The sequence below is a fragment of the Enterobacter sp. ZOR0014 genome, assembly GCF_000798855.1.
In the GTDB taxonomy this organism is placed as follows: domain Bacteria; phylum Pseudomonadota; class Gammaproteobacteria; order Enterobacterales; family Enterobacteriaceae; genus Enterobacter; species Enterobacter kobei.
The window spans coordinates 1-10,503 of sequence record NZ_JTLF01000245.1 but is presented as its reverse complement, the minus strand read 5'-3'; the positions used below and the strand labels follow the sequence as shown (position 1 = coordinate 10,503).

General features: G+C 59.2%; 10 protein-coding genes and 1 pseudogene. 6 read left to right on the top strand and 5 right to left on the bottom strand.

The window, feature by feature from the left end:
* Positions 1 to 217 (bottom strand): annotated as a pseudogene (locus L977_RS12930) (GNAT family N-acetyltransferase); the annotation flags it as partial.
* Positions 218 to 418: 201 nt separating this feature from the next.
* On the opposite strand from L977_RS12930, the gene L977_RS12925 reads away from it, so the two are divergent.
* The 5 genes from L977_RS12925 to L977_RS12905 all read left to right on the top strand — a co-directional run bounded on the left by L977_RS12925 (position 419) and on the right by L977_RS12905 (position 5,451).
* A complete protein-coding gene (locus tag L977_RS12925) occupies positions 419 to 1,987 on the top strand; it encodes an ABC transporter substrate-binding protein (protein ID WP_047625909.1) in 1,569 nt (522 codons plus the stop codon).
* Between the two features lie 97 nt (positions 1,988 to 2,084).
* Positions 2,085 to 3,098, top strand: a complete 1,014-nt coding sequence (locus L977_RS12920) for an ABC transporter permease (RefSeq protein WP_047625907.1) — start codon at positions 2,085 to 2,087, stop codon at positions 3,096 to 3,098.
* Positions 3,098 to 3,931 carry an ABC transporter permease gene (locus L977_RS12915; RefSeq protein WP_047625906.1) on the top strand — a complete coding sequence of 278 codons (834 nt, stop codon included), beginning with the start codon at positions 3,098 to 3,100 and terminating at the stop codon, positions 3,929 to 3,931. Before L977_RS12920 ends, L977_RS12915 begins: the two co-directional genes overlap by 1 nt.
* Complete coding sequence (locus L977_RS12910; RefSeq protein ID WP_014882922.1) at positions 3,924 to 4,760, top strand: ABC transporter ATP-binding protein; 837 nt, start codon at positions 3,924 to 3,926, stop codon at positions 4,758 to 4,760. The genes L977_RS12915 and L977_RS12910 overlap by 8 nt, the downstream gene beginning before the upstream one ends.
* Positions 4,747 to 5,451 (top strand): ABC transporter ATP-binding protein, encoded by a 705-nt coding sequence (locus tag L977_RS12905; protein WP_014882921.1) that lies wholly within the window; start codon positions 4,747 to 4,749, stop codon positions 5,449 to 5,451. Before L977_RS12910 ends, L977_RS12905 begins: the two co-directional genes overlap by 14 nt.
* 108 nt (positions 5,452 to 5,559) lie before the next feature.
* Here L977_RS12905 and L977_RS12900 read toward each other — a convergent pair whose 3' ends face one another.
* The 4 genes from L977_RS12900 to budA form a co-directional block, all read right to left on the bottom strand.
* Complete coding sequence (locus L977_RS12900) at positions 5,560 to 6,033, bottom strand: cold-shock protein (RefSeq protein WP_047625904.1); 474 nt, start codon at positions 6,031 to 6,033, stop codon at positions 5,560 to 5,562.
* Positions 6,034 to 6,289: 256 nt separating this feature from the next.
* The gene (locus L977_RS12895; RefSeq protein WP_014882919.1) at positions 6,290 to 7,060 is read right to left on the bottom strand and encodes a (S)-acetoin forming diacetyl reductase; all 771 of its coding nucleotides are present in this window, start codon (positions 7,058 to 7,060) and stop codon (positions 6,290 to 6,292) included.
* Between the two features lie 20 nt (positions 7,061 to 7,080).
* Complete coding sequence (gene alsS / locus L977_RS12890) at positions 7,081 to 8,802, bottom strand: acetolactate synthase AlsS (RefSeq protein WP_265179754.1); 1,722 nt, start codon at positions 8,800 to 8,802, stop codon at positions 7,081 to 7,083.
* Positions 8,774 to 9,553, bottom strand: coding sequence for an acetolactate decarboxylase (gene budA / locus L977_RS12885; RefSeq protein WP_014882917.1), 780 nt, complete (start codon positions 9,551 to 9,553; stop codon positions 8,774 to 8,776). Before budA ends, alsS begins: the two co-directional genes overlap by 29 nt.
* A gap of 105 nt (positions 9,554 to 9,658) precedes the next feature.
* Here budA and L977_RS12880 point away from each other — a divergent pair.
* Positions 9,659 to 10,503 (top strand): LysR family transcriptional regulator (locus L977_RS12880; protein WP_047625902.1); only part of this gene is annotated, 845 nt, incomplete at its 3' end.

The following is a 10,503-nucleotide window of genomic DNA, read 5'->3' as shown; positions in this document are numbered from 1 at the left end:
CCTCAACGCTTTCCGGCTGAGTGCTGGCAAGCCACGTCCAGTCACTGTCATCACCCAGCGCGTAGGCTTCGTATAAATCAGCCGAATGGCGATCGGTATCCAGCGGCTCCAGTCGGCAATACTGACCGGTAAGTGGGGTGCGGGTTAAGATCTGGGCGCATTTCCAGTCTGGAACAATATCGTTAACGGTTTGACCATGTTGATTGATTTCGGGCACGGCGGTGACTCCCTGAAAGGTAAGGAGTTTGTTATAGCAGGTTAAAAAGCGGACGAAAAGCAGCGCATTCTAATAGCCTTAGCGTATGCGTTATTCCCGGAAGGCATAAGCAAAGCTGAATTTCGACTTTGCGGAATGTCTTAGTCGACCTAACGTAGCGGAGCATAAAACAATCACAATAGAGTTATTTCAGGGATCGCTATGACAAAAAAACTGTTGCCGTTACTGGTGCTGGCCGCGCTCTCAAACGCAGTCCACGCCGCTACTCCGCCGAATACGCTGGTGGTTGCCCAGGGGCTTGATGACATCGTAAGCCTCGACCCGGCCGAAGCCAACGAGCTCTCCAGCATCCAGACCGTACCGAGCCTGTATCAGCGTCTGGTGCAACCGGACCGCGATAACCCGGAAAAAATCACCCCGATTCTGGCGGAAAGCTGGGAAGCCGACGCGGCAGCAAAAACCTTGACCATCAAGCTTAAGCCCGATGCGAAATTCGCTTCCGGAAACCCACTGCGCCCGGAAGACGTGATCTTCTCGTATACCCGCGCCGTGACGCTGAACAAATCCCCGGCGTTTATCCTCAACGTGCTGGGCTGGGACGCGAGCAACATCGCCAGCCAGCTGAAAAAAGTGGATGACCATACCCTCCAGCTTCACTGGACGGCGGACGTTAGCCCGTCGGTGGCGCTGAATATTCTCTCCACGCCGATTGCCTCCATCGTCGATGAAAAGCAGGTGGTGGCGAACGTGAAGGACAACGACTTCGGCAACGCCTGGCTGAAAATGCACTCGGCAGGCAGCGGCGCGTTCAAAATGCGCGTTTATCAGCCGCATCAGGCTATCGTGCTGGAAGCCAATGAATCGGCTCCCGGCGGCGCGCCGAAGCTTAAAAGCATCATCATTAAAAACGTTCCCGATCCGGCTTCCCGTCGCCTGCTGATCCAGCAGGGTGATGCCGACGTGGCGCGCGATCTGGGTGCAGACCAGATTAGCGCCCTGGAGGGCAAGCCGGGCGTGAAGGTGCTGAGCATTCCGTCCGCCGAGCAAAATTATCTGGTGTTTAACACCGGCAACAGCGCTAACCCGCTGCTCAACAACCCGGCGTTCTGGGAGGCTTCACGCTGGCTGGTTGATTATGAAGGCATTACCAAAAACCTGCTGAAAGGCCAGTATTTTGTGCATCAGAGCTTCCTGCCGGTCGGTCTGCCGGGCGCGCTGGAAGCGAATCCATTCACGTTTGACCCGGCTAAGGCGAAAGAAATTCTCGCCAAAGCGGGCATTAAAGACCCGCACTTCACGCTGGACGTGGAGAACAAGCCGCCGTTTATCACCATCGCCCAGTCCATGCAGGCGAGCTTTGCTCAGGGGGGCGTGAAGGTCGATCTGCTGCCCGCTGCCGGGAGCCAGGTCTATGCCCGCGTGCGCGCAAAGCAGCATCAGGCGGCGATTCGTCTGTGGATCCCGGACTACTTCGACGCGCACTCTAACGCCAGCGCCTTTGCGTGGAACGATGGCAAATCCAGTACCGTAGCCGGTCTGAACAGCTGGAAAATTCCCGAGCTTAACAAAGCCACGCTGGCGGCGGTTGCCGAGCCGGATCCGGCGAAACGTCTGGATCTGTACAAGAAAATGCAGGAACAGCTGCAACATAGCTCGCCGTATGTGTTCGTCGATCAGGGCAAAACCCAGATCGTGGTGCGCGATAACGTGAAGGGATATCAGCAGGGCTTGAACGCGGACATGGTCTGGTACGATCGCGTCACGAAGTAGCCTTTGTTGCCGGGTGGCGCTGCGCTTACCCGGCCTGTGTTCTCGGTTTTGTAGGCCGGGTAAGGCGAAGCCGCCACCCGGCATGAAGAGATTTCCCATGCCACATCTTTCCACCCGCGTGCTTCAGGCTCTGCTGACTCTGCTGCTCACGCTTTTCGGGCTGCTGCTCGTCACGTTTGCGCTCTCGGCATTTTCTCCGGTCGATCGCGTGCTGCAGATCGTCGGCGATCACGCCAGCCAGTCCACCTACGATCAGGTTCGCCACCAGCTCGGATTAGATCGCCCCCTGCCCGTGCAGTTCTGGCACTACCTGCAAGACCTTGCCCACGGTGATCTGGGCACTGCCAGCGCCACCGGCCAGCCGGTGTTGCAGGACTTGCTGCACGCTTTTCCCGCCACGCTCGAACTGGCTACGCTGGCCTTAATCATCGGCGCCGTGCTCGGCGTGATTGCCGGGGTGCTGTGCGCCCGCTATGCCGGTTCGCCGCTTGATTTATCGCTCAGAACGCTCACCCTGCTCGGCAACTCGGTGCCGATTTTCTGGCTTGGCCTGCTGATGCTGGCCCTGTTCTACGCGAAGCTGCAGTGGAGCGCGGGTCCCGGCAGGCTGGATGACATCTGGCAGTTCACCGTCGAACCACGCACCGGCTTTGCGCTGGTGGATACCTGGCTTTCTGGCGATCGCGAGGCGTTTTGCAACGCCCTCAGCCACCTTGTGCTGCCGGTGCTGCTGCTGGCCTATTACTCGCTCGCAAGCATTACCCGCCTGACGCGCTCCGCCTGTCTGAGCGAAATGAACAAAGAGTACATCCTGCTCGCTCGCGCCAAGGGGGCCGGGGAGATGACTATTCTGCTGCGCCATGTGCTGCCGAACATTCGCAGCACCCTGCTGACGGTGATTGCGCTGGCCTACACCAGCATGCTGGAAGGTGCGGTATTAACGGAAACCGTCTTCTCCTGGCCAGGCATCGGACGCTACCTCACCACCGCCCTGTTCGCCGGAGACACTACCGCCGTCATGGGCGGCACGCTGCTGATTGGCATCTGTTTTGTGCTGATCAATAACCTTACCGACCTGCTTGTGCAGGCAACCGATCCCAGGGTGCGCTGATGCCGTTTTATCTCTTTATACGTCGCCTGCGCCGTTCGCCTGCCGCCTTTTGCGGGTTGATTGCCATCGTGCTGCTGATGGTGATCGCCCTGTTCGCCCCCTGGCTTGCACCGGTTGACCCGAACTGGCAGGACGCCGCCTCGCGCCTGCAGGCACCGAATAGCCAGCACTGGCTCGGCACCGACAGCTACGGGCGCGACCTGCTCTCGCGCCTGATTTACGGTACCCGTCCGGCGCTCGGGCTGGTGGCCTTAGTGACGGTCATTACCCTGCCCACCGGGCTGCTGGTGGGGATCCTGTCCGGCTACTACGGCGGCTGGATGGAGCGCCTCCTGATGCGCTTTACCGACGTGGTGATGTCGATGCCGCGCCTCATCCTTGCATTCGCGTTTGTGGCGATGCTGGGTCCGGGGCTGGTCAACGGCGCGCTGGCGCTGGCCTTAACCACCTGGCCTGCTTATGCACGTCAGGCGCGAAGTGAAATTCAGCGTCTGCGCCACAGTGATTATCTGGCTGCTGCCGAGATGATGGGAATTCGCGGCCCGCGCCTGCTTGTCGGCCATATTCTGCCGCTGTGTCTGCCGTCTGCGATTGTGCGGCTGGCGCTGGATCTGGCCGGCATTATTCTGGCCGCCGCCGGGCTCGGTTTCCTCGGCCTTGGCGCCCGTCCGCCAATGGCTGAATGGGGGGCAATGATTGCTGACGGCATGCTGGTGATTTTCGACCAGTGGTGGATCGCCGCCATTCCCGGCGGAGCCATTCTGTTTGCCAGCCTGGCCTTTAACCTGCTAGGCGATGGCCTGCGTGACGTACTGGAGCCGCAACATGACTGAACACCGCGTTATCGTCGATGCGCTGAATATCGACTACCCCGCCGCACGCGTGGTCAACAACCTGAGCTTTACGCTTGGCAACGAGCGTCTGGCGCTGGTGGGTGAATCCGGCTCGGGTAAATCGATGTCTGCCCGCGCCCTGATGGGGCTGGTACGTAAGCCCGGCATGGTGAGCGCCCGGCAACTTAACGTGCTGGGCAACGATCTGCTGACCCTGAACGCCCGCCGCTGGCAAGCGCTGCGCGGCAACGGGATTGCGATGGTTTTGCAGGACCCGCGCTACGCGCTCAATCCGGTGAAAAGCGTTGCCGCCCAGCTTGACGAGGCGCTCACGCTGCATCAGCGCCTGCCCCGTTCAGAACGCGTGGCGCGCATTCACGACATCATTCGCGCTGTCGGACTGAGCGAACATGTGCTTCAGCGTTATCCCGGCGAACTTTCCGGCGGCATGGGCCAGCGGGTGATGATTGCGATTGCGCTCATCAACAACCCGCAGGTGCTGATTGCCGACGAACCGACCTCAGCGCTGGACGCTCGCCTGCGCAACCAGATCCTCGAACTGCTGGTGCAGCAGTGTGAAGCGCGCCAGATGGCGATGCTGTTAATCAGCCATGACCTGCCGCTGGTGGCGGAACACTGCGACCGCGTGCTGGTGATGTATCAGGGCGAAAAGGTAGATGAGATGGCGGCAAGCCAACTCCCTCAGGCAACGCATCCGTATACGCGCACCCTGTGGACCTGCAGGCCAAATGCCAATACCTTTGGGCAGATGCTGCCGACGCTCGACCGTTCGCAGCCGTGGAAGGAGGCGAACGATGGCGCTCGTTGAGGTTAACCAGGTTCAGGTCACCTTCGGGGAAAAGACGGCGGTCTCTGCCGCCAGCTTTACCATCGCGAAAGGCGAAACCTTCAGCCTGATCGGGGAATCTGGCTGCGGGAAATCGACCCTTCTGCGCGTGCTGGCGGGGCTGCAGCGCGAGTGGCGCGGGAACATTACGCTACTGGGAGAGACGTTAACGCCCGGGCGACGTTTTCAAGGCACGCTGCGTCGCAACGTGCAGATGGTGTTTCAGGATCCGTGGGCGTCATTGCACCCGAACCACACCATTGCACGCACGCTGTCGGAGCCGTTGAACATTCATGGCGAAACGCAGATTGCGGAAAAGGTGGCGGATGCGCTTAAACAGGTGGGCCTGTCTGCCGATGCGGGGAAACGTTATCCGCACCAGCTTTCCGGCGGCCAGCGTCAGCGCGTGGCGATTGCCCGTGCGCTGCTGTTGCGCCCGCAGCTTCTGCTGCTGGATGAACCGACCTCGGCACTGGATATGTCCGTGCAGGCGGAAATTCTGAACCTGCTCAACCGCCTGAAAGCCGCCCACGACATGACCTATCTGCTGGTGAGCCACGATGCGGACGTGATTGCCCATATGTCCGACCGGGCGGCATTTATGGCACACGGGGAGATCCAGAAGGTGTTTGATCGGGAGGCGATGTTACGGGGCGAGCACAGGATGGGGTAAACGGGTGCGGCTGTGCCCGGTGGCGCGATGCTTACCGGGCCTACGTTTCGTGCCGCGTTGAGGGTTTTTCGTAGGCCGGGTAAGGCATCGCCGCCACCCGGCAACAAATCACTTCAGCAGCTTGACCGTAGCGTCAATGTCAATTTCATCTTCGGTAAAGATCAGCGTCGTGTTCTGGAAGGTCGTGATCGCCAGCTTCTTCACGGTGCGCATTTCACCCGATTTTACCTCGGATTTTGGCTTAATGCTGTTCATCAGCAGACCCACCGACAGCACTGCGTTTTCTTTGTCGATTTTGGTTTCAACCGGCTCTTCTTCGCTGAACACCACGAAGGATTTGATCGAGGTGAGCTTCACGCGCTCGCCCGCAATATAGAGGTGTTTACTCTCGGGGATCACCTTCACCGCATAGGCGGAAAGGCCTTTATTATTCGTCGTCGGTTCGAACGTCACCGCCGCATCTTTCTTAATCAGATCAGGGTTGGCGACCTTAATCACATGAAAATAGCGGTTATCGCCGTTTTCATCTTTGATAAATCCAAAGCCTTTATCTTTAAACCACATTGTGATTGTTCCGTTCATCGCTGTTACCGCCTGTCAGATCGTAATGACTAAAGTTTTGCAGCGCGCAGTGTAATGCACAATGGCTAAGGAGACAAAAAAAAGCCCCTGCACGGGGGCAGGGGAAAACTCATGTCAGAGCTTTTACCCTAAATAATTCGAGTTGCATGAAGGCGGCGACGCAGCGAATCCCCAGGAGCGTACATCAGTACGTGACTGGGGTGAGCGAGGAAAGCCAACGCACAGGCAACTTGAAGTATGACGGGTATATTAGTATTTAGTTGAACACCATCCCACCATCAATCAATAAGGATTGCCCGGTCATGTAATCAGAATCCGGCCCGGCGAGGTATGAAACGCAGGCGGCGACATCTTCCGGCTCGGACAAACGACCCAGCGTGATGCGTTTGGCAAAAGTTTCCGTCCCGTAGCCAAGCGGTTTGCCCGCCGCCTCGGAGACCTGACGGTCGATTTCCGCCCACATCGGCGTTTTGACAATGCCCGGGCAATAGGCGTTAACGGTGATGCCCAGCGGAGCAAGGTCTCGCGCTGCGGTCTGGGTTAAGCCGCGAACCGCGAACTTGCTGGAGCTGTACACGGCCAGTTCCGGGTTGCCGGTGTGGCCTGCCTGGGAGCAGGCGTTGATGATCTTCCCGCCGTGCCCCTCTTTGCGGAACGCGTCGATGGCAGCCTGAATACCCCAGATCACCCCTTTCACGTTGATGTTGTAGACCTTGTCGACAATCTCTGGCGTGATGGATTCGATAGGCGTGGACGGCGCAATCCCGGCGTTATTAACGATGACGTTAAATCCGCCCAGCGCGGTGCGCGCTTTTTCCACCGCCGCAAACACCTGCTCGCGGTCAGAGACATCCACCTTCACGGCGACAGCCTTGCCGCCGTTGCGGATGATTTCATCGGCGACGGCTCTTGCCGTCTCATCGTTATAGTCGGCAATGGCAACGGCAAAGCCATCCTTCACCAGGCGCAGCGCAATCGCTTTACCAATCCCCTGGCCTGAGCCGGTTACGAGAGCAACTTTTTGCATTTCTCTGTCCTTATATTGAGTCACAAAATCTGGCTGAGATGGAGCTGGCCCATCAGCAGCGGGTTATCGCTGTAGTCGACGGGAATGGCCACCACGGCCGGGCCATCGACATCCATCGCCGCGCGCAGCGTCGGTTCGAGCGCTTCAGCACTCTCCACGGCAAAGCCTTTCGCGCCGAAGGCATCGGCATAGACTTTGAAATCGACCGGGCCGAACTCGACGCCGGAAAGGCGCTGGTATTTTTTCTCTTCCTGGATCGCCACCATGTTGTAGGCGTTATCCACCCAGATGATGTGCAGCACGTTGGCGTTGAGGCGCACCGCGGTTTCCAGCTCCATGCTCGACTGCAGGAAGCCACCGTCACCGGAGACCGATACCACCTTGCGGCCCGGGTTCACCAGCCAGGCACCAATCGCCCACGGCAGGGCAACGCCCATGGTTTGCTGGCCGTTGGAGATCATTACCTGACGCGCGCGGAAGCTGTAAAGGTAGCGGGCGATCCAGATGTGGAAGCTGCCCATATCCACGGTCAGGGTCACGTCGTTATTGACGATGTCCTGCATGGCGCGCACGATGCGCAGCGGGTGCAGGGCAAACTGGTTGAGCGAGGCGCCGCGACGATCGAGCAGATCCCGCTGATGCTGACGATCGACCAGGATTTCAGAGGCGCGCTGGCTCAGCTCCAGCTTATGCTCGATCCGGCTGGCAAGCAGGTTCAGCGTTCCGGCGATATCCCCCACCAGCTCAAGATCCGGCACGTAGTTACGCTCTTCATAGGCAGGCAGCACGTCAATGTGCACCAGCGTGGCGTCGCCGCTGTTCCACATAGACGGCTCGTACTCCACCGGGCTGTAGCCGATGCAGATAATCAGATCCGCCAGATGCAGTAGTCGGTCGCCCGCCTGGTTATTGAACAGGCCGACGCGTCCGGCAAAGCGGGTAAAGTTCTCCTGGTTCACCGCCCCGGCGGCCTGATAGGTGCTGGTGACAGGGATACGGCTTTTCTCCAGCAGCTTACGCAGGGCATCGCTGTTCGCGGGCTGGCTGGCCATCAGGCCAAGTAAAATGACCGGGTTTTTAGCGTTTTCGATAAGCTTCGCCACGTCGTTAATCGCAGACTCCGGCGCCGGACCCATCAGCGCCGCACCGCTGGCGGGCAAAATCGCCCCCGTCGCAGGCTGGTCGACGATATCCTGCGGCAGGCTGACGAACGCGCCCCCCGGCCTGCCGTGCTCGGCGGCGCGAAACGCGTTCGATACCACCTCGGCAATCGCGTCCGGCGAGCTGACTTCGACGGCATATTTGGTCACCGGGCTGAACATGGCGACGGTATCCATGCTCTGGTGCACCAGCTTCGCTTTATCCGCGCGTTTGACCGCCCCGCCCAGGGCGACCACCGGGTCGCCCTCGCTGTTGGCGGTGGCAATGCCGGTGATCAGATTGGAACAGCCGGGACCGGAGGTCACCAGCGCCACCCCGGCTTTACCGGTCAACCGCCCTACCGCTGCCGCCATAAACGCCGCATTCGCTTCGTGACGCACGGGAATGATCTCGATGGAGGAGTCCAGCAGGGAGTCAAACACTTTGTCGATTTTCGCCCCCGGGATCCCGAACACCTGCTTCACGCCCTGCGCTTCCAGCTGGCCGACAACCATATCGGCGCCATGCGCCCACTGACGTGACTGTTTCTCACTGTTCACGGTAGTTCTCCTGTTAGTTTTCGACGGAACGGATCGCTGCATCCAGATTGCTGGGGTGAAGGTTGGCCTGTAAAAATGCGCTGTCGGCGGGCAGGTCAATCATGAGCTTGTGAATTTCGCCGAAGGTGAGCACACCGCTCTCAAGCTGATAGTCGAGCAGGTGTCCCCCTCCCTGACGGTCGTCAGTAATAAAATGCTCGTGATAACCGGCCACGTTAATGCCCTGCATATGCTGCGGGGTGCGGAACCCGACCAGCACGCCCTCGCGCTGGTTGAAGCGGAACACCGGCTGGTCATCCAGCACGTCGGTCATCGCCCGGTACGGCGGCGTCTGGCGCGGTACGGTGCGGGTGTGGGCGTGGCGGAAATTACCGTCGATACGCAACGCACAGAACAGGTTATCGGACGGGATTTGCTGGTCGATCACATCGTGGATCTGCTGACGGCTGACCGGCGTATCAAAGGTTTTACGGTACTGCGGCTGAAACCAGGTCATCACCGCGAACGGCGTTTTCTGCTCCGGCTTCGCGGCCCGGGCGCTGCCGTCGGCACGCAGCTGGTATACCTGGCTGCTGAAGGCAATCATTTCGCCATCCAGTTCGTTGAACGTACCCAGGCCAAAATCACCGTGTGCCAGCAGATCGGCGATGGTGGTCTCACCTTCGTATACGCCGCTTAGCAGGGCGCTCATTAGCGATGTTTGATAGATCACGCTGTCAGGATGCTGGGCGGAGAACCCACGCAGGGTCTCGCACAAGCTGGCCTCACAGTCGCAGGCAGATGAATGCATCATCATGCTCGTCCTCTTCAACTTTATTTAGAAAGGTTAAATAAATGTTGACCCGATTCAGCAGAGAGTTCCAATATAGAAACCATGCTGGTTTGAGACGTTTTAGATATGGAACTTCGTTATCTGCGGTATTTTGTCGCGGTTGCACGCGAGCGACACTTCACCAAAGCAGCCAAAGCGCTGGGCATTTCACAGCCACCTCTGAGTCAGCAGATCAAACGGCTCGAAGAGGAAGTGGGCACCCCGCTGTTCAGGCGTCTGACGCGAGGCGTAGAGCTGACCGAGGCGGGAGAAGCCTTCTATGAGGACGCCTGTAAGATCCTGGCGCTGAGCGACGCCGCGCTGGAGAAAGCGCGCGGCATCGCGCGCGGACTGAACGGCAGCCTGTCGATAGGCATCACCAGCTCCGACGCTTTTCATCCTCAGATTTTCGCGCTAATCCGTCAGTTTCAGGTGCAGAACATGGCGGTGCAGGTTCATCAGGTAGAAGCGAATATGTCGTCGCTGACGACGATGCTGGCGGACGGTGAACTGGATATCGCCTTCGTGCGCCTGCCGTGCGAAAGCAGCAAGATGTTTGAAATCAAAATTCTCGACCGCGAGCCGATGGTGGTGGCGCTGCACCGCGACCATCCGCTGGCGGAGAGCGATTCGCTGGCCTTAGAGCAGCTGCGGGATACACCGGTGGTGCTGTTCCCGCAGGAGGTCGCGCCGGGATTGTATGACCGGGTTTACAGCTACTGCGAGCGGGCCGGAATCGACGTGCAGCATGCGCTGCAGGCGTCACAGCTTTCATCTTCGCTGAGCATGGTTTCCGCGGGCGGCGGATTCGCGCTGGTGCCGAAATCGATGGCGGCCATTTCTCCGCCGAATGTCACCTATCATGCGCTGAACTCACCGGAACTCTATACCGATATCGCGCTCTGCTGGCGGCGGTTTGAGCGTTCGCGGAC